Raw genomic sequence first — 25,741 nt, 5'->3', positions numbered from 1 at the left:
ATTCTAGAGACTTGTCAAGTGTTTTATGCAAAAAAAGTGGGGGAAACAACAAAAATCAATGAAATTAAAAATGAGTAATCACAGGGGCTAAGGAGTTTCCGTGAACGCTCAGGTATTACAAGGAGGAAAGGTAAATGAATAAAGTTGTATCTTTAGATCAAATTAGACCACTACTTAAAGATGGAATGTCAATAATGATAGGTGGATTTTTGGCATGCGGGACACCTGAAAATTTAATAGATTTAATAATAGAAACAAACGTTAAAGATTTAACTATAATAGCAAATGATACTAGTTTTGTAGAGGTAGGAATAGGTAAGCTTATTGTAAATGGTCAAGTTAAAAAGGTTATAGCTTCTCATATAGGTACAAATGCCGAAACAGGAAGGCTTATGACAGAAGGAAAGATGGAAGTAGAACTTGTACCACAAGGAACTCTAATTGAAAGAATAAGAGCCGCAGGTGCAGGACTTGGTGGAGTACTTACACCAACAGGTGTTGGAACAATGGTTGAAGAAGGAAAACAAAAACTAACCATCGAAGGAAAAGAATATTTGTTAGAACTTCCAATTAAAGCAGATTTAGCCCTTGTTTATGCAAGTGTTGTAGATGAAATTGGAAACGCACTTTATTATGGAACAACAAGAAACTTTAACCCTACCATAGCTACTGCTGCAGAAACTGTGATAGTTGAAGCTCAAAGCATTGTTAAAGTAGGAGAAATGGATCCGAATAATATCGTTACTCCTAGTGTGCTTGTTGATTATATTGTAAAGGGGGTAAGCTAAGATGATTACAGATAGTAAGATTGCAAAACAAATCATTGCGAAAAGAATTGCAAAAGAACTAAAAGATGGTCAACTTGTTAACTTAGGAATAGGCCTTCCAACATTAGTTACAAATTATATTCCAGAAGGAGTGCATGTTACTTTTCAATCTGAGAATGGAATGGTTGGGATGGGAGCGGCACCAAATGAATCCCAAGAAAACGCTTGCATAACAAATGCAGGAGGACAACTTAGTACAATACTTTCTGGAGGAGCTTTTTTCGACAGTGCGATGTCATTCACTTTAATAAGAGGTGGACATGTTGATATGACTGTTCTTGGAGCACTAGAAGTAGATCAAGAAGGAAATTTGGCTAACTGGATAGTACCAGGAAAAATGGTTCCAGGTATGGGTGGAGCTATGGACTTAGTAGTAGGAGCTAAAAAAGTTATTGTTGCAATGCAACATACGGCTAAAGGAATTCCTAAAATATTAAAGAGATGTGCATTACCTTTAACAGCTAAAGCACAAGTTAACCTTATAGTTACAGAGCTTGGAGTAATGGAAGTTACAGCTAAGGGTCTTGTACTTACTGAAATTCATAAAGAAACTACAGTTGAGGAAGTTAAATCACTTACTGATGCAGAACTTATAATATCAGACAATCTAAAAATAATGGATGTATAATAGGAGGAAAAATAATGAAAATAGGATGTAAATACGGAACTCACAGAGTAATGGAACCAAAGGGTGTATTGCCACAACCAGCAACTAAGATTTCAAATGACATGGATCTATTTGATAATGAAATCTTAATTGATGTTCAAGCATTAAATATAGATTCAGCTAGCTTTACTCAAATAGAGGAAGAAGCTGGACATGACATCGAAAAGATAAAAGCTAAGATTCTTGAAATTGTTGCTACAAAAGGAAAAATGCAAAACCCGGTAACTGGATCAGGCGGAATGCTTATTGGAACAGTTGAAAAAATAGGTGAAGCTTTAATTGGAAAAACAGATCTTAAAATTGGAGATAAAATCTCTACATTAGTTTCACTATCATTAACTCCGTTACAAATAGATGAGATTATAGATGTTAAACCAGACATTGACAGAGTTGTAATTAAAGGAAAAGCTATTTTATTTGAAAGTGGATTATATGCAATACTTCCAAAAGATATGGATGAAAACTTAGCATTAGCAGCATTAGACGTTGCAGGAGCACCAGCTCAAGTTGCTAAACTTGTTAAACCTGGCCAATCAGTTCTTTTACTTGGTGCAGCAGGAAAATCAGGAATGCTTTGCTGTTATGAAGCAGTTAAAAGAGTTGGACCAACAGGGAACGTTATTGGTCTTGTAAGAAACGAAGAAGAAGCAGCAAGACTTAAAAGACTAAACTTAAGAATGCATATTGTTATTGGAGATGCTAGAGAAGCTATTGATGTAATGAACGCTACTCTAGAACACAACAATGGGCAAGAAGTAGATGTAGCAATAAACATAGTAAATGTTCAAAATACTGAAATGTCAACAATATTACCAGTGAAAGATGATGGAATTGCTTACTTCTTCTCAATGGCTACAAGCTTTACAAAAGCAGCACTTGGGGCTGAAGGTGTAGGTAAAGACATTACCATGATAGTAGGAAATGGATACACTAAAGGACATGCTGAAATAACTCTTGAAGAATTAAGAGAAAATGAAACATTAAGAAAAGTATTCGAAGAATTATACGTTTAATTGTAATTTAAAGATGCAGTATAATGCTATATTGTAGTCTTAAAATATATTAATTTATCCGCTATGAATTATAAAATTTGAAATAATTATATGATGGAGGTAACAATATGAAAGTTAATAGAAGATTTGAGTTATTTAAAGATGTTACAGATGAGCAGTGGAATGATTGGAAATGGCAGGTTAAAAATAGAATTGAAACTGTAGAGGAACTAAAGAAATATATACCATTAACAGAGGAAGAAGAAGAAGGCGCTAAAAAATGTGTTCAAACACTAAGAATGGCTATAACTCCCTACTACTTAGCATTGATAGATCCAACTGATCCTCATGATCCTATAAGAAAACAAGCTATACCAACAGGACTTGAGCTTCATCAAGCACATGCTGATCAATTAGATCCACTACACGAGGATGGAGATTCTCCAGTACCAGGTCTTACTCATAGATACCCAGATAGAGTATTACTATTAATAACTGACATGTGTTCAATGTACTGTAGACACTGCACTAGAAGAAGATTTGCAGGACAAAGCGACAATGCTATGCCAATGGAAAGAATTGATAAAGCAATTGAATACATCAGAAATACGCCACAAGTTAGAGACGTATTATTATCAGGTGGAGATGCTCTACTTGTTTCAGATGATAAGTTAGAATATATAATCAAAAAATTAAGAGAAATTCCACACGTTGAAATAATAAGACTAGGTTCAAGAGTACCAGTAGTTCTTCCACAAAGAATTACACCAGAGCTAGTTGATATGTTAAAGAAATATCACCCAATTTGGTTAAACACTCACTTTAATCATTCAAATGAAATAACAGCAGAAGCAACACTTGCTTGTGAAAGACTTTCAAATGCAGGAGTACCTCTAGGAAACCAATCAGTTCTTTTAAGAGGAGTTAATGACTGTGCACATATAATGATGGATTTAGTACATGATCTCGTTAAAATTAGAGTTAGACCATACTACATCTACCAATGTGACCTTTCAATGGGACTTGAGCACTTTAGAACACCAGTATCTAAAGGAATTGAAATCATTGAAGCTTTAAGAGGACATACTTCAGGATACTGTGTACCAACATTCGTTGTTGATGCTCCAGGCGGCGGTGGAAAAACTCCAGTAATGCCAAACTATTTGATATCTCAAAGCCCAGAAAAAGTAGTACTTAGAAACTTTGAAGGTGTTATAACTACTTACGAACAACCAACTAACTATACATCTGGCTGCCACTGTGATGTATGTACTGGAAAGAAAAAGGTTCACAAAGTAGGAGTAGCAGGATTATTAAACGATGAGCAAATGTCTATGGAACCAGTTGGACTTGAAAGAAGCTTAAGAGGACATCACGAGTAAAATGAAAAATAACCATAAACTACCTAGCATTTTTGATATGATTCATACCTATGATAGTATTTCTATCATAGGTATGAATAAAAATGTAGGGAAAACAACCACCTTAAATCACATATTGAGAGAAGCGAGAGGGAAAATATCCCTTGGACTTACTTCTATAGGAAGAGACGGAGAAGAACTGGACCTTGTAACTGCCACAGAAAAACCTAAGATTTACATAGAACAAGGAACTATAATTGCTACTGCCAAGCAATGTCTGCTAAATAGTGACATCACCAAGGAAATTTTAAAAACCACCGGTTTTAATACCCCAATGGGTGAAATAATTATATGCAGAGCTCTAAGTGACGGATACGTAGATCTAGGGGGTCCATCTGTAAATTCTTATATGACTGTAATATGTGATGAGCTTAAAAGGTTTGGAAGTGAGCTTGTAATTGTTGATGGTGCCCTTAGTAGAAAAACCTTCGCTTCCCCATCAATTACAAAGGCTACAATTTTATCAACTGGTGCAGCAATGTCAAGAAGTATGGCTAAGGTTATAGAAGAAACTAGCCATACTGTTGACTTACTATCTTTAGAAAATGAAGAGAATAGTGAAATATTAAAGCTAGCGAGTGAAGTTTTGCATAGAGGTAGAATAGGTATTATACACAAGGATAATACTATAAATATGTTAGATGTGCTAACTGCATTTGAATCTTCTAAGGAAATTGTTATGGCTTTAGACGAAAACACTTCTTATGTAGTTATTAAGGGTGTAGTTTCAGATAAACTTTTGGAAGATATTATGACCTCCACAAATAAGTATAAAGAAGTAACTTTCCTAGTTGAAGATGGAACAAAACTATTTTTGACTAGGGACACTCTTTACAAGTTTAAAAAGCAAGGTGGAAGCATAAAAACAATAAATAAAATTAATGTAGTATGTGTTACATCCAATCCCAAATCACCTTACGGATATGAATTTGATAAACGTAAGTTTTTAGATGGTCTTAGGGATAAGTTAAGCGTCCCCGTATTTGATGTAATTGGAGGAGAGTAAAATGAAATTTCTAGACAACCTACAGAGAGATCAAATTGGATTTTCTTTTGTTATGGATAAGCTGGGCATAACTACCACCTATGGACTTGAAGAAAGAAAAAATATTAAGCCCTTTAAAGCTTCAGAAATAAATGAATTAACTCATGAATTAAATAGTGTAGAGAAGATAATTAATTCCATAAAAACATATACAGATGAGTATAAACAAATTGGAAGAATTTTTTGTAAGTTAAAGGATATTAGAAGTTCTATTAAAAGATGTAGTGAAAATGAAATATTAGACGAAGTTGAATTATATGAAATTAAATACTTTTCAATATTAGTAACGGAGTTAAAAAATATTTTAGATAAGCTACATCTGGATATAGAAGAAGTTCAGTTAAACTCTTTAGAAGAAGTTATTACTTTCCTTGACCCACAAGGGAATGGATTACCTACTTTTTATGTTTATGATGAATATTCGCAGGCTTTGAGGAAGATTCGTGAAAACAAAAGACAAAAGGAAAAAGAAATTTTTACAGCAGAAACTGAGGAAGAGATAAGTCAGTTAAAACAGAAAAGATTAGACTTAGTTATAGAGGAAGAAGAAGAAGAACTACGGATTAGAGAAGAATTAACATTGCAAGTTTCTAAAAAAGCTAAAAAGGTAATTCAAAATATTAAAGCCATAGGTAAATTAGACTTTTTAATTGCTAAAGCAGATTTATCCATAGCTTATAATGGCACTAGACCAAAGATCTGTGAGGACATGAAAATTAACCTTGAAAGCGCCTTTAACCCTGAAGTTAGACAAATATTAGAAAAGGGTAAAAAGATGTTTACCCCAGTTAGTATTAATCTATGCAGTGGTACAACGATTATAACTGGAGCTAATATGGGCGGGAAAAGTGTTACACTAAAGACCATTGTTCTAAATTTACTTCTTGGTCAAATGGGTTTTTTTGTATTTGCAGAAAGTGCGGAGTTCCCAATCCTCGGTTTTATTCATTTTGTTTCAGATGATATGCAGTCTATATCTAAAGGACTAAGTACATTTGGGGCAGAAATAATAAAGCTAAAGGAAGTAGTAGAGTGTGCTAAAAGAGAGAATGGATTTATAGCTTTAGATGAGTTTGCAAGAGGTACTAATCCAAAGGAAGGTTACTACCTTGTTAAATCCCTTTCTAAATACTTAACAAAGTTTAAGTCTGTAAGCTTAATTTCAACCCATTATGATGGAGTGGTAGAAGATAATATGGAGCACTATCAAGTAACAGGGCTTAAAAATGTAGATTTTAATGCCCTAAAATATAAGATAGATTTAAATAAAACTCACTCTGTTGAAATAATACAAGAGCATATGGAATATAAGCTTGAGAAGGTTTCAAAAGAGAATAAAGTACCAAAAGATGCACTAAATATAGCCGTATTATTAGGACTTGAAAAAGAAATAGTAGATATAGCAAAAACATTTTATAATGAGGAGGAATAATATGGAAAGCAAGTTAAACTTAAATTGGAGTCTTGTTGAGAAAGCTAGAGAATCAGCTAAAAATATAGCAAATGATACTCAAGTATTTATTGATTTGCATACAACGGTAACAGTAGAAAGAACTGTATGTAGACTTTTAGGTATAGATGGGGTAGATGAAGTAGGGGTACCAATTCCAAACGTGGTAGTAGATAACATTAAAAATGGCAATGGACTAGCACTTGGTGCTGCAATGTTCATTGGAAATGCTATGCTTGAAACGGGTCTTTCACCACAGGAAATTGCAGAAAAAGTAGCAAAGGGTGAAATAGATTTAACTAAACTTCCTATGCACGATGCATTTGAAATCAAAATGACTGTAGATAAAGTTGCTAAAGCTATGGTTGCTAAAATCAGTGAAAATAGAGGTAAGAGAGAAGCGTACCTTGAAAGATTTGGCGATAAGAGTGGTCCATATCTTTATGTAATAGTTGCTACAGGAAACATTTATGAAGACATAATCCAAGCAAGAGCAGCTGCAAAGCAAGGTGCAGATGTAATAGCAGTTATAAGAACAACAGGACAAAGTCTACTTGACTTCGTTCCATATGGAGCTACAACAGAAGGTTTTGGAGGAACAATTGCAACACAAGAAAACTTTAGACTTATGAGAGCGGCGCTTGATGAAGTTGGAGAAGAAGTGGGAAGATACATAAGACTCTGTAACTATTGCTCGGGATTATGTATGCCTGAAATAGCTGCAATGGGAGCTATAGAAAGATTAGACGTAATGCTTAATGACGCTTTATACGGAATTCTATTCCGTGATATCAACATGCAAAGAACAATAGTGGATCAATATTTCTCAAGAATAATCAATGGATTTGCTGGAGTTATAATAAACACTGGTGAAGACAATTACTTAACTACAGCTGATGCAGTAGAAGAGGCGCATACTGTACTTGCTTCTCAAATTATAAATGAACAATTTGCATTAATTGCTGGACTTCCAGAAGAGCAAATGGGACTTGGTCATGCATTTGAAATAAGCCCAGATGTTGAAAATGGCTTCGTATATGAACTTGCGCAAGCACAGATGGCAAGAGAAATATTCCCTAAGGCTCCACTAAAATATATGCCTCCAACTAAGTTTAAGACTGGAGATATATTCAAAGGACAAGTACAAGATACATTATTCAACATGGTTACTATTATGACAGGACAAAAATTACATCTTCTTGGAATGATTACAGAAGCAATACACACTCCATTTATGGCTGACAGAGCTATATCAATAGATAATGCTCAATATATATTTAACACTATGAAGGATTTAGGATCGGAAATTACCTTCAAAGAAGGTGGCATAATGCAAACAAGAGTAGATGAAGTGTTAACTAAAGCAACAGATCTAATTCAAGAAATTGAAAAAGAAGGGTTATTCAGTACACTTGAGCAAGGAAAATTTGCAGGAATAAAAAGACCTTTAACTGGTGGAAAAGGACTTGCAGGAGTCGTTCAAAAGGATAAAGCTTATTTCAACCCATTTGTAGATTTAATGTTAGGAGGGAAAAAGTAATGAGCGAAGGACAATATTCATTAGAAGTTAAAGAGTTTGATAAGAATTTAGATTTAACAAAGCTTAAACCCTATGGAGATACAATGAATGATGGTAAAGTTCAAGTGAGCTTTACACTTCCAGTAGAAGATAATGAAAGAGGAGTAGAGGCGGCAATTCAGCTTGCTAAATCTATGGGACTTAAAGATCCAAACTGTGCTCATCATGGAGCTTTAGATAAAGAATTTACTTTCTATGTAATTTATGGTTCATTAACACATACTGTAAACTATGAAGAAATCCATGTTCAAACTGTAGAGTGCGATGTAATGGATATGCAAGAAGTTGGAGAGTATATAAAAGAGCATATTAAACGTGATGTTGTAATAATCGGAGCTAGTACTGGAACAGATGCTCATACAGTTGGTATAGATGCTGTAATGAACATGAAGGGCTTTGCAGGACACTATGGTCTTGAGAGATATCCTATGATAGAAGCTTTAAATTTGGGAAGCCAAGTTGAGAATGAAGAATTCATTAAAAAAGCTATAGAGCTTAAAGCAGATGTTCTTCTAGTTTCTCAAACTGTAACTCAAAAGGATGTACACATTCAAAACCTTACTAATCTAGTAGAATTATTAGAAGCAGAAGGAATTAGAGATAAAGTTATATTAATTTGTGGAGGTCCAAGAATAACACATGAACTTGCTAAAGAACTTGGATACGATGCAGGTTTCGGACCAGGAAAATTTGCTGGAGACATAGCTAGTTTTGCTATCACTGAAATGGTTGAAAGAGGACTTGCTTAATATTTTAGATTAATTCATATTAATGATAAAGAACTAACAAAATGTGACGACATTTTGTTAGTTCTTTATTTTTGCGTATTTGGTTACACAATATTACATTTTATTCAAAAGAAATGTTGTATAATGTATTTAATAAACAGTAGTTCTATTTATAGATGTGTACAAGAATAATGAGGGGGATATTTATGGAGGTAGAAAGATTCAAATCATTTGCAGCTAAGGTAATAGACAATGTTAGTAAGGTTATCGTAGGAAAAGAAAAAAATATAAGAAAAATAATTGTAGCGTTTATTTCTTCAGGGCATGTATTGCTTGAAGACGTGCCTGGACTTGGAAAAACAAAGCTTGCAAGAAGTTTGTCAAAATCTATGAATTGTAGTTTTAAGAGAATACAATTTACCCCGGACCTGTTACCGTCAGATTTAGTCGGTATTTATTATTATAATCAAAAAATACAGGAATTTGAGTATAGGCAAGGACCTATATTAAGTCAGTTTTTATTGGCTGATGAAATAAATAGAGCAACACCTAGAACACAATCTGCATTACTAGAATGTATGGAGGAAAGACAAGTAACAGTAGAAGGAAATACTATAAAACTTAGTAAGCCATTTTTCATTATTGCAACACAAAATCCAGTAGAGCAGTTTGGGACGTTCCCATTGCCTGAGGCACAACTCGATAGATTTTTTATGAAACTTTCTATGGGATATCCAGATTTTGATGATGAGAAGAATATGATTGATAGATTTATTATAGAGGACCCCCTAGAGGAATTGCAGCCTGTTGTAAACATGGAAGAAATAGAATATGTTCAAAATAATTTTAATGAAGTATATGTAAGTGAAGATATAAAAAAATACATACTAAATATAGTAGTAGCTACTAGAAGCCATAAAGATGTAGAGCTTGGATGTAGTCCAAGGGCAACATTAAATCTTATAAAAGGAAGTCAAGTATTAGCTGCTATTAGTGGAAGGACTTATGTAATACCGGAAGATATTAAAGAACTTGCTGTAGACATACTACACCATAGATTAATATTAAAAAGTGAGATGAATTTAGGAAATGATAAGGCGGATAAAATAATTGAAGAAATTATAAACACTATCGAAGCTCCATTAGAAAAGCTATAGGGGTGTTAGTATGGAATCAAAAATTATATTAATAATGTCAATAATATTAATATCCTGGACTATGTTAGAGATATCAAATATTACAAAGAAAATGGGTTTTAAAAAACTTAAAATTCAAAGAGAAATAAGTAATTCAAAAATCTTTGAAGGAGAAGTGTTTTCAATTAAGACAACTGTGGAGAATAATAAGCTTCTGCCCCTATCTTTTTTAGTTATAAATGAAGTTATTCCCGATGGTATAAAGTTCAATAATGAAGTTGTTAGCTATAAGGATGGAAGTCAAATATGTCACATAAGTAGGTATAAGATAGGTTGGTATGAAAGACGAAAAAGAACATATGAATTGGTTGCGGAAAAGAGAGGCGCTTATATACTTAAAAACATACGAATCACAGTGGGTGATATCTTTGGATTATCAGCGGAGTCTATAGATACAGAAAATTATGTTGAAGTATTGGTTTATCCAAGATTAAGAAATATATCTAGCTATAATTTTGATACCACTAGTTTTCAGGGAGACAACACTGTAAAGAGATGGATTTTGAAAGATACATTGTATATAAAGGGCATAAGAGAGTATAACGTTGAAGATAGAATGAAAGATATTCATTGGAAAACTAGTTTAAAGATGGACAAGCTTATGGTTAAGGATTATGATACCACTTCAGATAAAGAAGTAGTTATAATAATGAATGTTCAGTGTGGCGATCCAGCTTGGTCACATGTAGTTAATGAGGCTATTGAAAATGGGATAAGAGTTGCGGTATCATTGGCAAGTAAGGCTGTAAAAGAAGGAATTGCAACAGGCATTTGGACCAATGCTAGAATAATTTCTATGAATGGAAATTTAGCTAGAGAAGTTAAACCTGATTTAAACTCTTTTAAAAGAATTATTGAACTACTAGCTAGAGTTGATTCAGAAGTTAAAGTGGACTTCAATGATTATTTGAGATTGAGAGCAAATAAATTCAATAAAAATACAACCTATGTAGTAATAACGCCATTCCTAAATGAAAAGAGCATAGGTGTACTTAATAAGTTATGTAAAAGTGGTTTTAAACTTAAAATTATAGATGTTTCTATAAATGGAGATATTCCTTTTATAAGTGGAATCGAAAAAATAACTTATAAAGGAGAGAAAGTAATATGAGCTCACTTAGGCAGATTAGAACACTAGTAGCCTTAGACCTTACATTAATTATTTTTGTAGCGTGGATGGCTATAACAAACTTTTTATTTGAAAATATAGTAAATTACAAATTATTTTTTCTTTCTTTAGCATTAGTATTCTTAATGCAATGCATCTATATTAAGAAAAGCAATAAATATATATCTATAATATTACCTATTATCGTAAGTATGCCTTTCATGTGGATTTTATTTGATGGGTTAGGAATTTTACTTAATTTAGTCTTTGTGATTGTCTCTTTATTTGCAAATTTGGCTATGGAAGTGTTACCTGTAAATTATGAAGAATATAAGTCGAAAGCCAAACTAGGAGCAGTTATTATTGGGATAGTATCAATAATGTCATTTTGGCTAGAAAAGTCTATTGTTGATTATTTGTTTAGATTTTTTGTAAATTACATAATAGTAACAGCAATACTCCTTAGAGAAAGTAGAGCTTATTATTATAAAGTAACAAAAACTATTAGAAATACAGAAAAAACAAAAGAGGTAGAAACTATAAAAGGCCTGGTTATAAATATATTATTTAAGTATGGAATAGTTTTAGTTTCCACCATTATGTTAACTACTGATTGGTTTTTAAAAAAATCTCTTAATGTACTAAATGGTTTAAATAAATTTATGGATGTCGTAACAGACAATATTTTAGATTTAATTATAAAGATAGTAGGGCCTATTGTAGATTTTATAGTAGATATATTGAGACGGCTTTCAATTAAAATGGGTATTTCAATAGGATTTGAAAGGTTTTCAAAAGGATTTAATGAGGTCAATCCTCAGCGATTGGATAAGAATGGAGCAACTATATCTGATAATATGCTGTGGAAAAGTGCACTTAAAATTATAATTTTGTGTATTATTATTCTATTCATTGTTGATGTAGTAAAAAAAATGAAGTTTATGAAAGTTAAAGATGAACAGTATACAGAAGAAAAAGAAAAAATAAACAAAGGTGATAAAGATCTGAAAAACCATAAGCATAGGAAGAATGTATTAAGCATATTAAAGAATGCATTTAGAATGAATAATACTATTAAAGAAAAAATTTTAAATGCATATAGAGATTTTGAAATAATAACAAAAAAGGATGAGATTTACAATCCATCCATGACGGCAACTCAATTAAAAAATAAAACAAAAGTAAGAATGGAAAATCATAACTATCTGGATGAAATGACAGACATATATAACGAGGTTAAATTTTCAAATTATGAGTCTAACGAAGAGCAACTAGATTTAGTGAAAAAGTCTCTTGATAATGTAAAAAAACAGTTATAATAATGAAGGTTCGGCAAGTACTATTTACATGGCTTGTTTAAATAGTACTTGCCAAACCTTTAGATTGGGTGTGTAAATAATTTTGTGTATTCTCTTTCTTTAGGCAAAAAATTGATTTATTAGTTTTTGTAAAAAATGTTGTTTAAGGTCGACTAATGCGGTTAGTTTGTCTTCCTCATATAGTATATTATTTCCACAATCGGGGAATAATATACATGTTTAATAACAGGATAGGGCAATGCCGAGGGGCAACCTGAGCGGTTATTGATCTTCTATACAGGAACGGGTGGCTATTGGGGCTGCCCGTTTTGTACGTTCCTGTTAGAACTAAAGCGATAAACCTCAGGGGTTTGGGGACAGAGTCCCTAAGCTACGCTCCTGCATTTAGTATTTCACTAAATATTATATTGAGTTGGCTAATAACAAGATCCCAATTTGCATATACGCGATTCCATTTTTTGCTTACCTTTTCGGTAGCTAAATATAGCATCTTCATAAGACTCTCGTCACTAGGGAATATAAGCTTTGTTTTAGTGACTTTCCTAAATTGACTGTTAAGGCTTTCTATAGCATTGGTGGTGTACATTATTCTACGAATATAATCTGGGAATACAAAGAAAGTTATAAGATTATCCCAATTATCTTCCCAGCTTTTTATTGCATTTGGATATTTATCTCCCCATATTTCCTTTGCAGACATTAAATTCTCAAGTGCAACATTCTCGTTTAATGCACCATAAACAGCTTTTAAATCTTTGGCGAAAGCCTTCTTATCTTTATGTGGTATATATTTCATACTCGCTCTCAATTGATGGATTATACAACGTTGTATCTTTGCAAAGGGATATACGGATCCTATTGCTTCCTTGAATCCATTTAAGCCATCTACGCAGAACACCAAAACGTTCTGTAAGCCTCTGTTCCTAAGATCATTAAGCACTGAAAGCCAGAATTTACTGCTTTCATTTGCCCCTACCCATATACCAAGAACTTCTTTTTCTCCATCCATATTTACACCTAATACAACATAAGCTGCTTTGATTACAATATGCTTGTCATCACGTACTTTGTAATGAATTGCGTCCATAAAAACAAAAGAATATGTTTTCTCAAGAGGTCTATTTTGCCACTCTGTAACAACTGGCATGATTCTGTTTGTTATGTTTGATACCATTTCAGCAGATATTTCAACATCATATAAATTTTTTACTTGTTCAGATATATCTCTTGTAGTCATTCCAGCTGCATACAAAGACATTATTTTATCTTCAATTCCAGTTATATTTCTCTGATACTTAGGTAGGATTTTAGGCTCAAATTCACCATTTCTATCGCGTGGTATATTAAGTTGCACTGTTCCAAGCTCAGATTTTACAGTTTTCTTAGAGTAACCATTTCTACTATTTGGAGTTTGTTTTTCTGATATATCATACTTGTCATATCCAAGTTGCATATCCATCTCTGCTTCTAATGTTTCCTGAAGAATATCTTTGAACATACTCTTCATAGCAGTTAAAACCTCATTTGGGTTTGAAAACTTTTGTTCATTGATATAATTCCTTAAAATTTCCTTAGAATAATCCGACATAAAAATACTCCTCCTTACAATATTGGGATAACTAACTTATTCCAATTATTGCCAAGAAAGAGTACTTTTTATTCTGTTTACACAAAATTATTTACAGGCTCTTTAGATTTAAAATAGTCATTATAGTTTATTATGTTTCTGCAATAAATTCTTCCCAGGTAGCGTAAAGGCCTTCAAGTTCATCGTTAACACTTAATATTTGTTTATTTACATCCGAACTTTTACTTGGATTTGAATAAATCTCTTCAAGGCAAAGGTCGTTATGTAACTTTGTTAGTTCCTGTTCTAATGAAGAAATATTATCTTCTATAGATTTTAAATCCACTTTCTTCTGCCTTTCTAACTTTTCTTCCTCTCGCTTCTTTTTTTTATCAGAATTAATTTGAGTTTTTGACATACCCGCCTGAGCTTCTTCTTCCTGAAACCTTTGAGGATTTTTCTTTTTTTCTATATAATAGCTATAATTTCCTAAGTACTCTTTGAGGCCATCTTGATTTAATTCAAGTATTTTATTAATTACCTTGTTTAAGAAATATCTATCATGGGATATTACAATAACAGTGCCATCATATCCTAGTATTGAGTCTTCTAAAGCTTCGCGAGACATAATATCTAAGTGGTTCGTTGGCTCATCTAGTAGCAAGAAGTTAGACTTAGATAGCATTATTTTTAGTAGATTAATCCTACATCTTTCGCCACCACTCAAGGTTGATATTTGCTTAAATACATCTTCTCCTACGAATAAAAATGCAGCCAGCGCCGTGCGTAGCTCTGTGGTAGTAAGCTTTGGAAAGTCATCCCAAACTTCATCAATTATTGTCTTTTCCGGATTTAAGTTTGATTGTTCCTGGTCATAATATCCTAGAAAGATATTTTTTCCGAGTATCTTTATACCAGTATCACTTGGTAATTTGTCCATTATAATTCTAAAGAGAGTAGTTTTACCCCGGCCATTTTCACCAATAAGGGCTATCCGCTCTGATCTTTTCACATCTAAGTTTAGATTTTCAAATAAAAGATTATCTCCAAACCGTTTTGATAAATTCTCTGCGTGAAGAACATCATTACCACTCTTAATTTCTGTTTCAAACTTAATCTTAGTTGCCCTAGGGTCCTTGTCAGGAGAGTCAATTCGGTCCATTTTGTCTAAGGACTTTTGTCTACTCTCTGCAGCCCTTACACTTTTTTCTCTATTGAAGGATCTATATTTAGTTATGATATCTTCTTGCCTTTTTATTTCTGATTGTTGAAGATTGTATGCTTTTAATTGAACTTCATAATTCTTCTTTTTTAGATCAATGAAGTTCGTGTAGCTTCCATTATAGCAATCTACATGACCATTAAGAAGTTCAAAAGTTTTGCCCGTAATGGCATCTAAGAAAAATCTATCATGAGATATTATAAACATGGTGCCTTTATAGGATTTTAAATATTCCTCTAGCCATTCAATAGCAGCTAGATCTAGATGATTGGTAGGTTCATCTAATAAAAGTATATCTGGATTTTTAAGTAGTAGCTTGCATAGCGCAACCCTAGTCTTTTGACCGCCACTTAATATACTTATTGGTTTATCATAGTCTTCTTCTATAAAACCAAGGCCCTTTAAAATTCTACCGATCTCACCTTTGTAGGTGTATCCACCCCTGTTATTGTAAAGTTCGAAGGCTAAGGTATATTCTTTTATTATTCTATTATGATATTCTTCTTTAGAAGCATCATAAGGCTCATTCATTTTCAACTCTAAATCTTTAAGGCTTTTTTCAAGACGTAATAGATCGCCAAATACTAAAAGTGTTTCTTCATATATAGTATTATTAAAATCTAAGGCTAGATCTTGAGAAAGATAACCAACCTTTTTGCTCTTATCTATAAATAGGTCACCACTATCAGAATCTAGTTGGGAAGTGAGTATTTTAAATAGTGTGGATTTACCCGCTCCATTAGCTCCTATAAAACCAACTTTTTCACCTTCATTTATGCTAAAAGTTATTTTGTCTAAAATAACATCTATACCATAACTTTTATGGATATCCTTGCAACTCAAAACTATCATTATTTTCACCTTTCCTGCAGTTTAACTTAAGTATTATAAAATATATTGTTAATTGAAATACTAAAAGCTGCAATTTAAATAATTATTAATATTAACCACGAGCATTAATTATAGCTCATACCTATATTATTGTACTATTTTTATTTAGACTTTTGTAGTAAAAAACAAATATATAGCATTTTTTTTAAAAAAGTGTGGTAAAAGACGATAAAAAGAGGATAAGTGAGCGTAACAATTATATTTATTGTGAAAAGTAGTGTTAAATCCTAATATTGTGGTAAAATAAATAATAAGAATTTATGATGTTCGTAGGAGAGTGTAAATAGTGGAAAGAAAAAAGAATATATCAATGGCTGTTATTAGAAGATTACCGAAATACCATAGATACCTAAGAGAACTTTTAAGGAATGATGTAGATAGAATATCATCAAAAGAGTTAGGCGAGAAAATTGGGTTTACAGCATCCCAAATAAGACAAGACTTAAATTGTTTTGGAGACTTTGGGCAGCAAGGGTACGGATACAATGTTAAAGAATTGCTAAATGAAATTAACGGTATACTGGGATTATCAAAAGAGTACAATATGATAATTATAGGCGCAGGTAACATTGGGCAAGCAATTGCCAACTATACTCGTTTTGAAAAGTTATCATTTAATTTGGTGGGCATTTTTGATGTTAATCCAAAGCTTATAGGACTAAAAATTAGAGATGTAGAGGTAATAGACATAGATAAATTAGCAGATTTTCTTAAATCTACACAAATAGAAATTGGAGTAATTTGCGTTTCAAAAAACAGCGCTCAAGCAGTTAGTGACATTATGATAGCAAATGGGGTTAAAGGCATATGGAACTTTGCACCTGTGGATTTAAATGTTCCTAATGAAATAATTGTAGAAAACGTCCATTTAAGTGAAAGCTTACTAACCCTAAGTTGCTTAATGAATGACAGAACCTATCCATAGAATCCACAAACACAAAAAAATGTTCCCAAATTGGATTACCTTTTTCTATTAAGAAAAAGGTAATTTTGGTTGAAATAAATTTAATAGTAAGGTATACTATAATTGAAGCGAAGGGCTTTAATTATTTTTGGTCGCATTTGTTATATTATTAACAAATGTTAAAGAACGGATTAATTCATAGGAGTTGATTGTTGTGGAATACAAAAATATTCTTCTTCAAAAAGAAGAAAGAGTTGCAGTGATTACAATTAGTAGACCTAAAGCTCTAAATGCACTAAATACAGAAACATTAAAAGAGTTGGAACTTGTAATTGATGACATTGCTAATGACGATTCGATCTATGCAGTGATTTTAACAGGTGATGGAAAAGCTTTCGTGGCAGGGGCAGATATCACTGAAATGAAAGACCTTGATGTAATGGGTGGCAGAAGATTTGGAAATTTAGGAAATAAAGTCTTTAGGAAAATTGAAACCTTAGAAAAACCTGTAATAGCGGCAGTGAATGGGTTTGCATTAGGTGGAGGATGTGAGCTTTCTATGGCTTGTGATATTAGAATAGCCTCATCAAAAGCAAAGTTTGGACAACCAGAAGTAGGTCTTGGAATAACACCTGGTTTTGGAGGTACTCAAAGATTAGCTAGACTTGTGGGCATGGGTATGGCTAAACAATTAATATATACTGGTGATATTATTAATGCAGAGGAAGCCTTAAGAATTGGACTAGTTAACAAGGTGGTAGAGCCTGAACAATTAATTGAAGAAGTAAAGTTATTAGCTAAGAAGATTGCAAGTAATGCACCTATTGCTGTTAAGTTGTCAAAAACAGCAATTAACAGAGGGATGCAGATGGATATAGATACAGCTTTAATGTATGAAGCTGAAATTTTTGGAGAATGTTTTTCAACCATTGATCAAAAGAGTGGAATGAAATCATTTCTTGAAAAAACAGAAAAATGTTTTGAAAACAAGTAGGATAACAAGGAGGAATAGGTAATGAATTTTGCATTGACAAAAGAACAAGAATTTGTAAGAGAGATGGTAAGGGAATTTGCAGAGAATGAAGTTAAACCATTAGCTGCTGATATAGATCAAACAGAAAGATTCCCTACAGAAACTGTAGAAAAAATGGCTAGATACCATATGCTTGGTATTCCAGTTTCAACTGAATTTGGTGGAGCAGGTGGAGATAACTTATCTTACGCTATTTGTGTAGAAGAATTATCAAAGGTATGTGGAAGTACAGGAGTTATAGTTTCAGCTCATACTTCATTATGTGCTTCTCCAATAGATATGTTTGGTACAGTAGAGCAAAAGAAAAAATATTTAGTTCCACTTGCAAAGGGTGAAAAACTAGGTGCTTTCGGATTAACTGAACCTAACGCAGGAACAGATGCTGCAGGACAACAAACTACAGCCGTTTTAGATGGAGATAACTATATATTAAATGGTTCAAAAATCTTCATAACAAATGGTGGAGTTGCAGATATATTTGTGGTATTTGCTATGACTGATAAGAGCCAAGGAACAAGAGGAATTACTGCTTTTATAGTTGAAAAAGAATTCAAAGGATTCTCAATTGGTAAGCATGAAGATAAATTAGGAATAAGAGCATCTTCAACTACAGAACTTGTATTTGAAAACTGCGTAGTTCCAAAAGAAAATTTACTTGGGAAATTAGGTAAAGGCTTTAGTGTAGCAATGAAAACTCTTGACGGAGGAAGAATTGGTATAGCTGCTCAAGCTCTAGGAATTGCGGAAGGAGCTTTAGAAGAAGCTACTAAATATATGAAAGAAAGAAAACAATTTGGGAAACCACTTTCAGCATTCCAAGGTTTACAATGGATGATGGCAGAACTTGATGTTAAAGTAGAAGCTGCTAAACTTTTAGTTTATAAAGCTGCATGGAACAAAGACAATGGTCTTCCATACAGTGTAGAAGCTGCTAGAGCAAAACTATATGCGTCAGAAACAGCTATGGAAGTTACAACTAAAGCTGTTCAAATCTTCGGAGGATACGGATATACGAAAGAATACCCAGTAGAAAGAATGATGAGAGATGCTAAAATAACTGAGATTTATGAAGGAACTTCAGAAGTTCAAAAGATGGTTATTGCAGCAAACTTATTAAAGTAGGAGGAGATTAAGAGTGAATATAGTTGTATGTATAAAACAAGTTCCAGATACAAATGAAGTTAAAATAGATCAAGTAACAGGAACACTTATAAGAGAAGGCGTTCCATCAATTATAAATCCAGATGACAAAAATGCTTTGGAAGAAGCTTTAAGCCTCAAAGATAAACATGGTGCTCATGTAACAGTAATAACCATGGGACCTCCACAAGCGGAAAAAGCTTTGAGAGAAGCACTAGCTATGGGAGCTGATGAAGCGATATTAGTATCTGACAGAGCCTTTGCAGGATCGGATACATTAGCTACATCTCATACACTGGTAGCTACTATAAAGAAATTAGACTACGATGTAATTTTTGCAGGAAGACAAGCTATAGACGGAGATACTGCACAAGTTGGACCTGAAATAGCAGAACTTTTAGATCTTCCACAAATAACATACGTTGAAAATGTTGATGTAATTAATGGTGGATTAAAAGTTAGAAGAGCTTGGGAAGATGGATATGAAGATATAGAAGTTAAAACACCTGTTCTTTTAACAGCTATAAAAGAGTTAAATGAGCCAAGATGTATGAATATAAAGAATATTTTTGAAATGTATGAAAATAAAGAAGTTAAAATGTGGAATGCAGAGTATATTGGAGCCGATAAAGAGCTTCTTGGATTAAAAGGTTCTCCAACAAAGGTTAAAAAGTCTATGACTAAAGAACCAAAAGGACGTGGAGAATTAGTACAATTACCACCTAAAGAAGCTGCTGAGTTTGTAGTTTCAAAATTAAAAGAAAACCACTTTATTTAAGATTGGGAGGGATTAAACAATGAATTTAGCAGATTACAAAGGAGTATGGGTCTTTGCTGAGCAAAGAGACGGAGAACTTCAAAAAATAGCATTACAACTTCTAGGTGAGGGAAGAAGACTTGCAGACAAATTAGGAGTAGAATTAACTGCAGTGCTTCTTGGAGATAAAACAGATAGTATGGCTGGTGAACTAGCAGCGTATGGCGCAGATAAAGTAATAGTTGCTGAGCATCCATTATTAAATCACTTTACAACTGATGCATATACAAAAGTTATATGTGAATTAGCAAGCGAAAGAAAACCTGAAGTAATATTCATAGGAGCAACTTACCTAGGAAGAGATTTAGGACCAAGAGTGTCAGCAAGACTTGCAACAGGACTAGTTGCTGATTGTACTTCATTAGATGTAGATCCAGAAAACAACAACTTACTTATGACAAGACCGGCATTTGGAGGAAATATAATGGCTACAATAGTTTGTGGAGATCATAGACCACAAATGGCTACTGTGAGACCAGGAGTTTTTGAAAAATTAGCTAGAGATGCAAAAAGAAGTTGTGAAATTGAAAAAGTTACTGTAAACCTAACAGCAGCTGATATCAGAACTAATACAATAGAAGTTGTAAAAGTTGCACAGGTTTTAGCAGATATAGCAGAGGCTAACATAATTGTATCTGGTGGTCGTGGAGTTGGAGCTAAAGAAAACTTTGCATTACTAGAGGAACTTGCAACTACCCTTGGTGGAGTTGTTGGAGGGTCAAGAGCTGCAGTTGAAAATGGTTGGGTAGATAAATCACTTCAAGTAGGTCAAACAGGAAAAACTGTTAGACCGAATGTATATATAGCATGTGGTATTTCAGGAGCAATTCAGCATTTAGCTGGTATGCAAGAGTCTGACTATATAATAGCTATAAACAAAGATGCAGGTGCACCTATTATGCAAGCTGCTGATTTAGCAATAGCTGGAGACTTCTCAAAAGTTATTCCAGAAATGATAGCTCAAATTAACGCGTTAAGAAACTAATAATTTAATTTTAAGTTGAAATGAACTTACTCTAATGCTAATATTTAGTATTAGAGTAAGTTTTAAAAATATTTACTGAGTTTAATTTCTAGCAAACTAAAATTTAAGGAGTGTGTTATTATGGAAAAGATTTTTGTACTTGGAGCTGGAACAATGGGAGCTGGTATTGCTCAAGCATTTGCAGCTAAGGGATATGAGGTAATATTAAGAGACATTAAAGATGAGTTTGTAGACAAAGGCCTTGCTGGAATCAAGAGCAATCTTGAAAGATTAGTTAAAAAAGAAAAAATGTCAGAAGAACAAATGGAAGATATACTATCAAGAGTTACAGGGACTATCGATATGAACTTAGCAGAAGATTGTGATTTAGTAGTAGAAGCAGCTGTAGAAAATATGGAGATTAAAAAACAAATTTTTGCAGAGCTTGATGTAATTTGCAAACCGGAAACTATTTTATCATCAAATACATCATCACTTTCAATAACAGAAGTTGGAGCAGCTACAAATAGACCTGATAAGGTTATAGGAATGCACTTCTTTAATCCAGCACCAGTAATGAAACTTGTAGAGCTTATTCGTGGAATGGCTACATCAGATGAAACTTTTAATTTAGTAAAAGAAGCATCTGTATCTATTGGTAAAGATCCTATAGAAGTTGCAGAGGCACCAGGCTTTGTAGTAAATAGAATACTTGTACCTATGATCAATGAAGCAGTAGGAATACTTGCAGAAGGCATAGCATCAGCAGAAGACATCGATAAAGCAATGATGCTAGGCGCTAATCACCCAATGGGACCATTAGCACTAGGTGATCTTATAGGCCTTGATGTATGTCTTGCTATCATGGATGTTTTATATAAAGAAACTGGAGATACAAAATATAGGGCTCATAGTCTTTTAAGAAAGTATGTTAGAGGTGGATTCTTAGGAAGAAAAACTAAAAAGGGATTCCATATCTACTAAAGAACGGTATTATGTTTCACTGGAATTATAGTGTGAAGTGTTGAATAATAAGGTTGCAGGGCATTATAACTTATAGAGAGTTATATGCCCTTATTTTTATATAAATTAGGAGCTGAAGACAATGATATACAACAAAGAGAACAGAGAAGAAATTATTAAAAAATCCCATGAGCGTTCTCGCAAATATGGTATTCAAAGAGAACAAGTGGTATCAAAAAAGATTTTAAAAGGTCAGGAAGTAGCTGATAATATAAAAAATAATGAGGAATTAATTAGAACAGCAGAACCTTTTATGAAAATTATTTATGACTTCCTAATAGGGTCAGGATTCTTTATTATATTAACGGATAAAGAAGGGTGTATTCTTAATATTATTGGTGATAAAGATATATTAGACGCTGCAAAAGATATGGATATGGTAATTGGCGCGTATATGGACGAGAAAAGTATAGGCACCAATGCTATGGGTATAGCTATAAGTGAGGATGTGCCTATTCAAATTTCTGCTACAGAGCACTTTGTTACGGCATACCATAAGTGGACCTGCTCAGCAGCTATTATTCATGATGAAAATGCGAATATAATTGGAACACTAAATTTAACTGGTAATAGTAAGTTAGTACATCCCCATACTTTAGGGCTTGTTGTGGCTGCTGTAGAGTCTATAGAAAGTCAGATGAATAGTGAAAAAATTCAAAATGAGCTGGTTAAAGCATATTTGTATATGAATGCAGTTATGGATTCCATGGATTATGGTATTATTGCTGTAGATATTAATGGAGTAGTTAAAAATATCAATATGGCTTCATGTGTTATGTTAAAAATAGTTAAGGAAGATATAATGAATGATTCTATAGAGAAGATATTAGGTAATTGGAAAGATGTTTTTACTCAAGTTAAAGATCAAAAAGATTATCATGACGAAGAAATAGTTTTAACAAGACATGGGGTACGAGAAAGGTATACCCTAAGCGCTTATGCTATTAAGGGGGAAAATAGTAATTTTATAGGCGTGGTGTTAACAATAAAAGAGATTCAAAAGGTTTTAAATTTAGTTAATAAGTATGCAGGTGGAAGAGCAAGATATGTATTTGATGATATTATAGGAGAAAGTACTTCAATAAAGAGAATAATAAGTAATGCCAGGAGGATTGCATCTAGCCCTTCAACTATATTAATTGAAGGTGAAAGTGGGACAGGCAAGGAAGTACTAGCACAAGCAATTCATAATGCAAGTGATAGAAGAGATAGTAGCTTTGTGGCAATAAATTGTGGAGCTATTCCTAAAAATTTAATTGAAAGTGAATTATTTGGGTATGAGGATGGTGCGTTTACTGGAGCTAAAAGAGGAGGAATGCCAGGAAAATTTGAACTGGCAAATGGAGGAACTTTGTTCTTGGATGAAATCGGTGAAATGCCACTTGATATGCAAGTGGATTTGCTTAGAGTTTTACAAGAGGGAAGCGTCACTAGAATAGGAAGCAGCAGAAATGTTCCTATAGACGTTAGAATAATAGCAGCTACAAATAAAGAACTTGGTAAAGAGATAGAAAAAGGAACCTTTAGACGAGACTTATATTATAGACTTAGTGTAATTCCAATTTGCCTACCTTCTTTAAGAGAGAGGGAAAAGGATATAATGCTTTTATTTAACCACTTTTTAAGTATGAAGGCAGAAAAGCTTAGAAAGAAAGTTCCTAGAATATCTGATGAAATATATAGTAACATTTTAACGTATAACTGGCCAGGAAACATTAGAGAAATTGAAAACTTTGTGGAGAACATAGTTAATTTAGATGGGAACACTACTTTTGATATTAAAAATAAGCAAGCTGTAGTTGACGTTATTACAAATGGTGTGGATGAATCAACTCACGAAGAAGAATATATATGTTCTTTGGAAGAATTAGAAAAAAGGGCAATAATAGCTTCCCTTAAAAAGTTTGATAGAAATATAACTAAGGTGGCGAAGGTGTTAGGAGTTAGTAGGAATACACTATATATTAAGATGAAGAAGTATAATGTTGAGATATAGTTTCGATATATTTAATATGAAAACTATGAAGAATTCAAAAGAACTATATGAAATAACCGAGAAAAGATTGATAAATAAATTGGAAATGCAAGTGTTTAAAAAACTAACAGTGTCATAAAAACTAACAATTAAATCGGTAGGATTGTTAGTTTTTATGACACTTAATTTATTGAATTACAACTAAATCGCTAAAAACAATGAGTATTTAAAGATTTAATAATAATTTTCTGTTGAGATTGTTATATTGTTAACGATATCTATGAGAAATTAATAAAGTTGGCACAAACATTGCTAAATATATTAGTATACAAATACATAATAATATATTTAAATATGGGGGGAAATATAATGAACAGATTTACTTTGCCAAGAGATATTTATTTTGGAGAAAATTCATTAGAGATGTTAAAGACTTTAAAGGGTAAGAAGGCAGTAATAGTTACTGGTGGAAGCTCTATGAAGAAGTTTGGATTCCTAGATAAGGTTGAAGCGTATTTGAAAGAGGCAGGTATTGAAGTTAAGCATATTGATGGAGTAGAACCAGATCCATCTGTAGAAACAGTTATGAAGGGCGCAGAAATAATGAGAGAATTTGAGCCAGACTGGATAGTATCCATAGGTGGGGGTTCGCCAATAGATGCAGCAAAAGCTATGTGGATTTTCTATGAATATCCTGAGTTTACCTTTGAGCAAGCAGTTATACCCTTTGGTCTTCCAGAGCTAAGACAAAAGGCTAAGTTTATAGCTATACCATCAACTAGTGGAACAGCAACCGAAGTTACTGCGTTTTCAGTAATTACAGATTATAAAGCAAGAATAAAATACCCTTTGGCGGATTTTAATTTAACACCGGACATAGCAATAGTTGATCCTGCAATAGCTCAGACAATGCCACCTACATTAGTAGCCCATACAGGTATGGATGCATTAACTCATGCAATTGAAGCTTATGTAGCAGGATTAAGATCAAGTTTTTCTGATCCTTTAGCAATGCAAGCTATAACTATGACTAAAGAAAACTTATTAAAGTCCTTTGAAGGAGATGAGCAGGCAAGAAATGAAATGCATATTGCACAGTGTCTTGCAGGTATGGCATTCTCAAATGCATTGCTTGGAATCACTCATAGTATGGCACATAAAACAGGGGCTGTATTTCATATTCCACATGGCTGTGCAAACGCAATATTCCTTCCATATGTCATAGATTTTAATAAAAAAGCATGTGGGGATAGATATGCTCAAATAGCAAAAAACTTAAACTTGGCTGGATCAACGCAAGATGAGTTAATAGATTCATTGACTAATATGATAATAAATTTAAATAAAGTTATGAATATACCTTGTTCTTTAGCTGAATATGGGATAACTAAAGAAGATTTTGAAACAAATGTAGATTTTATATCTGAAAATGCCATAAAAGATGCATGTACAGGATCAAATCCAAGAGCAATAAATGTTGATGAAATGAAAAAAGTATTTACTTGTACATTTACGGGTGAAAAAGTTAATTTTTAATCTTAGGAATATTTTTAATTTTTACGAATTTAATCTTGACAATGCATTGTCAATGATATATCATTAACAATGTAATGAGTAAACAATAAACTTTAAAAAGAAGCAACAATTAAATGATTAGCACACACTAATATAAATTAGATTTGCAGGGTTAGGATTTATTCTAAAATTGCAAATCTATGCTATTTATAGGAAAAATCAATAAGAGAAAAAATAGTTTATGTTGACTATACCTGTCGAAGGACTTAAAATATAGATGTAATTTAATATGGGTGGATGATGATTATTGGAGATATTCCGTTTATGGGGATAACCGTAGAAGAAATGAGTAAGTTTT

General features: G+C 32.9%; 21 protein-coding genes. 19 read left to right on the top strand and 2 right to left on the bottom strand.

Going from position 1 to position 25,741, the window contains the following annotated elements:
* The first annotated feature begins 134 nt into the window (after positions 1–134).
* The 11 genes from atoD to LGK97_RS10595 all read left to right on the top strand — a co-directional run bounded on the left by atoD (position 135) and on the right by LGK97_RS10595 (position 12,332).
* Positions 135–788 (top strand): acetate CoA-transferase subunit alpha, encoded by a 654-nt coding sequence (gene atoD / locus LGK97_RS10645; protein ID WP_226259747.1) that lies wholly within the window; start codon positions 135–137, stop codon positions 786–788.
* A 1-nt stretch (position 789) separates the two neighbouring features.
* Positions 790–1,455 carry a 3-oxoacid CoA-transferase subunit B gene (locus LGK97_RS10640; RefSeq protein WP_226259746.1) on the top strand — a complete coding sequence of 222 codons (666 nt, stop codon included), beginning with the start codon at positions 790–792 and terminating at the stop codon, positions 1,453–1,455.
* 14 nt (positions 1,456–1,469) lie between these two features.
* The gene (locus tag LGK97_RS10635) at positions 1,470–2,507 is read left to right on the top strand and encodes an L-erythro-3,5-diaminohexanoate dehydrogenase (protein WP_226259745.1); all 1,038 of its coding nucleotides are present in this window, start codon (positions 1,470–1,472) and stop codon (positions 2,505–2,507) included.
* Between the two features lie 107 nt (positions 2,508–2,614).
* Positions 2,615–3,868, top strand: coding sequence for a lysine 2,3-aminomutase (ablA, locus tag LGK97_RS10630; protein ID WP_226259744.1), 1,254 nt, complete (start codon positions 2,615–2,617; stop codon positions 3,866–3,868).
* 1 nt (position 3,869) lies between these two features.
* Positions 3,870–4,913 carry a hypothetical protein gene (locus LGK97_RS10625; RefSeq protein ID WP_226259743.1) on the top strand — a complete coding sequence of 348 codons (1,044 nt, stop codon included), beginning with the start codon at positions 3,870–3,872 and terminating at the stop codon, positions 4,911–4,913.
* Position 4,914: 1 nt separating this feature from the next.
* A complete protein-coding gene (locus LGK97_RS10620) occupies positions 4,915–6,384 on the top strand; it encodes a MutS-related protein (protein WP_226259742.1) in 1,470 nt (489 codons plus the stop codon).
* 1 nt (position 6,385) lies between these two features.
* On the top strand, positions 6,386–7,942 hold the full coding sequence (locus tag LGK97_RS10615; protein WP_226259741.1) for a lysine 5,6-aminomutase subunit alpha: 1,557 nt from the start codon (positions 6,386–6,388) through the stop codon (positions 7,940–7,942).
* The gene (locus LGK97_RS10610; RefSeq protein WP_226259740.1) at positions 7,942–8,730 is read left to right on the top strand and encodes an OAM dimerization domain-containing protein; all 789 of its coding nucleotides are present in this window, start codon (positions 7,942–7,944) and stop codon (positions 8,728–8,730) included. Before LGK97_RS10615 ends, LGK97_RS10610 begins: the two co-directional genes overlap by 1 nt.
* Before the next feature lie 185 nt (positions 8,731–8,915).
* A complete protein-coding gene (locus LGK97_RS10605; RefSeq protein ID WP_226259739.1) occupies positions 8,916–9,866 on the top strand; it encodes an AAA family ATPase in 951 nt (316 codons plus the stop codon).
* 10 nt (positions 9,867–9,876) lie between these two features.
* Positions 9,877–11,016 (top strand): DUF58 domain-containing protein, encoded by a 1,140-nt coding sequence (locus tag LGK97_RS10600; RefSeq protein WP_226259738.1) that lies wholly within the window; start codon positions 9,877–9,879, stop codon positions 11,014–11,016.
* Positions 11,013–12,332: a hypothetical protein gene (locus tag LGK97_RS10595; protein WP_226259737.1), complete on the top strand. Its 1,320-nt coding sequence runs from the start codon at positions 11,013–11,015 to the stop codon at positions 12,330–12,332. Before LGK97_RS10600 ends, LGK97_RS10595 begins: the two co-directional genes overlap by 4 nt.
* A gap of 370 nt (positions 12,333–12,702) precedes the next feature.
* Here LGK97_RS10595 and LGK97_RS10590 read toward each other — a convergent pair whose 3' ends face one another.
* Complete coding sequence (locus LGK97_RS10590) at positions 12,703–13,920, bottom strand: IS256 family transposase (RefSeq protein WP_226259736.1); 1,218 nt, start codon at positions 13,918–13,920, stop codon at positions 12,703–12,705.
* Between the two features lie 130 nt (positions 13,921–14,050).
* On the bottom strand, positions 14,051–15,973 hold the full coding sequence (gene abc-f, locus LGK97_RS10585) for a ribosomal protection-like ABC-F family protein (protein WP_226259735.1): 1,923 nt from the start codon (positions 15,971–15,973) through the stop codon (positions 14,051–14,053).
* Positions 15,974–16,298: 325 nt separating this feature from the next.
* Here abc-f and LGK97_RS10580 point away from each other — a divergent pair, with 325 nt between their 5' ends.
* From LGK97_RS10580 to LGK97_RS10545, 8 genes are all read left to right on the top strand, one after another.
* A complete protein-coding gene (locus tag LGK97_RS10580; protein WP_226259734.1) occupies positions 16,299–16,937 on the top strand; it encodes a redox-sensing transcriptional repressor Rex in 639 nt (212 codons plus the stop codon).
* A 193-nt stretch (positions 16,938–17,130) separates the two neighbouring features.
* On the top strand, positions 17,131–17,910 hold the full coding sequence (locus LGK97_RS10575) for a short-chain-enoyl-CoA hydratase (RefSeq protein WP_226259733.1): 780 nt from the start codon (positions 17,131–17,133) through the stop codon (positions 17,908–17,910).
* Positions 17,911–17,931: 21 nt separating this feature from the next.
* Positions 17,932–19,071: an acyl-CoA dehydrogenase gene (locus LGK97_RS10570; RefSeq protein WP_226259732.1), complete on the top strand. Its 1,140-nt coding sequence runs from the start codon at positions 17,932–17,934 to the stop codon at positions 19,069–19,071.
* Positions 19,072–19,084: 13 nt separating this feature from the next.
* Positions 19,085–19,867, top strand: a complete 783-nt coding sequence (locus LGK97_RS10565; protein ID WP_226259731.1) for an electron transfer flavoprotein subunit beta/FixA family protein — start codon at positions 19,085–19,087, stop codon at positions 19,865–19,867.
* Between the two features lie 19 nt (positions 19,868–19,886).
* Positions 19,887–20,891 carry an electron transfer flavoprotein subunit alpha/FixB family protein gene (locus LGK97_RS10560; protein ID WP_226259730.1) on the top strand — a complete coding sequence of 335 codons (1,005 nt, stop codon included), beginning with the start codon at positions 19,887–19,889 and terminating at the stop codon, positions 20,889–20,891.
* 120 nt (positions 20,892–21,011) lie between these two features.
* The gene (locus tag LGK97_RS10555) at positions 21,012–21,854 is read left to right on the top strand and encodes a 3-hydroxybutyryl-CoA dehydrogenase (protein ID WP_226259729.1); all 843 of its coding nucleotides are present in this window, start codon (positions 21,012–21,014) and stop codon (positions 21,852–21,854) included.
* 121 nt (positions 21,855–21,975) lie between these two features.
* Positions 21,976–23,889 carry a sigma-54-dependent Fis family transcriptional regulator gene (locus LGK97_RS10550; RefSeq protein WP_226259728.1) on the top strand — a complete coding sequence of 638 codons (1,914 nt, stop codon included), beginning with the start codon at positions 21,976–21,978 and terminating at the stop codon, positions 23,887–23,889.
* A 348-nt stretch (positions 23,890–24,237) separates the two neighbouring features.
* Positions 24,238–25,404, top strand: a complete 1,167-nt coding sequence (locus tag LGK97_RS10545) for an iron-containing alcohol dehydrogenase (RefSeq protein ID WP_226259727.1) — start codon at positions 24,238–24,240, stop codon at positions 25,402–25,404.
* Positions 25,405–25,741 lie beyond the last annotated feature (337 nt).

It is taken from the genome of Clostridium sp. CS001 (assembly GCF_020443565.1).
Taxonomy (GTDB): domain Bacteria; phylum Bacillota; class Clostridia; order Clostridiales; family Clostridiaceae; genus Clostridium_AD.
The sequence above is the reverse complement of the archived record's forward strand: the minus strand, read 5'-3'. Positions and strand labels throughout refer to the sequence as shown.

Excerpts from the sequence above, each read along its gene's own strand:
- atoD (WP_226259747.1), top strand. The coding sequence starts at position 135 with ATGAATAAAGTTGTATCTTTAGATCAAATTAGACCACTACTTAAAGAT.
- LGK97_RS10640 (WP_226259746.1), top strand. The coding sequence starts at position 790 with ATGATTACAGATAGTAAGATTGCAAAACAAATCATTGCGAAAAGAATT.
- LGK97_RS10635 (WP_226259745.1), top strand. The coding sequence starts at position 1,470 with ATGAAAATAGGATGTAAATACGGAACTCACAGAGTAATGGAACCAAAG.
- ablA (WP_226259744.1), top strand. The coding sequence starts at position 2,615 with ATGAAAGTTAATAGAAGATTTGAGTTATTTAAAGATGTTACAGATGAG.
- LGK97_RS10625 (WP_226259743.1), top strand. The coding sequence starts at position 3,870 with ATGAAAAATAACCATAAACTACCTAGCATTTTTGATATGATTCATACC.
- LGK97_RS10620 (WP_226259742.1), top strand. The coding sequence starts at position 4,915 with ATGAAATTTCTAGACAACCTACAGAGAGATCAAATTGGATTTTCTTTT.
- LGK97_RS10615 (WP_226259741.1), top strand. The coding sequence starts at position 6,386 with ATGGAAAGCAAGTTAAACTTAAATTGGAGTCTTGTTGAGAAAGCTAGA.
- LGK97_RS10610 (WP_226259740.1), top strand. The coding sequence starts at position 7,942 with ATGAGCGAAGGACAATATTCATTAGAAGTTAAAGAGTTTGATAAGAAT.
- LGK97_RS10605 (WP_226259739.1), top strand. The coding sequence starts at position 8,916 with ATGGAGGTAGAAAGATTCAAATCATTTGCAGCTAAGGTAATAGACAAT.
- LGK97_RS10600 (WP_226259738.1), top strand. The coding sequence starts at position 9,877 with ATGGAATCAAAAATTATATTAATAATGTCAATAATATTAATATCCTGG.
- LGK97_RS10595 (WP_226259737.1), top strand. The coding sequence starts at position 11,013 with ATGAGCTCACTTAGGCAGATTAGAACACTAGTAGCCTTAGACCTTACA.
- LGK97_RS10590 (WP_226259736.1), bottom strand. The coding sequence starts at position 13,920 with ATGTCGGATTATTCTAAGGAAATTTTAAGGAATTATATCAATGAACAA.
- abc-f (WP_226259735.1), bottom strand. The coding sequence starts at position 15,973 with ATGATAGTTTTGAGTTGCAAGGATATCCATAAAAGTTATGGTATAGAT.
- LGK97_RS10570 (WP_226259732.1), top strand. The coding sequence starts at position 17,932 with ATGAATTTTGCATTGACAAAAGAACAAGAATTTGTAAGAGAGATGGTA.
- LGK97_RS10560 (WP_226259730.1), top strand. The coding sequence starts at position 19,887 with ATGAATTTAGCAGATTACAAAGGAGTATGGGTCTTTGCTGAGCAAAGA.
- LGK97_RS10555 (WP_226259729.1), top strand. The coding sequence starts at position 21,012 with ATGGAAAAGATTTTTGTACTTGGAGCTGGAACAATGGGAGCTGGTATT.
- LGK97_RS10550 (WP_226259728.1), top strand. The coding sequence starts at position 21,976 with ATGATATACAACAAAGAGAACAGAGAAGAAATTATTAAAAAATCCCAT.
- LGK97_RS10545 (WP_226259727.1), top strand. The coding sequence starts at position 24,238 with ATGAACAGATTTACTTTGCCAAGAGATATTTATTTTGGAGAAAATTCA.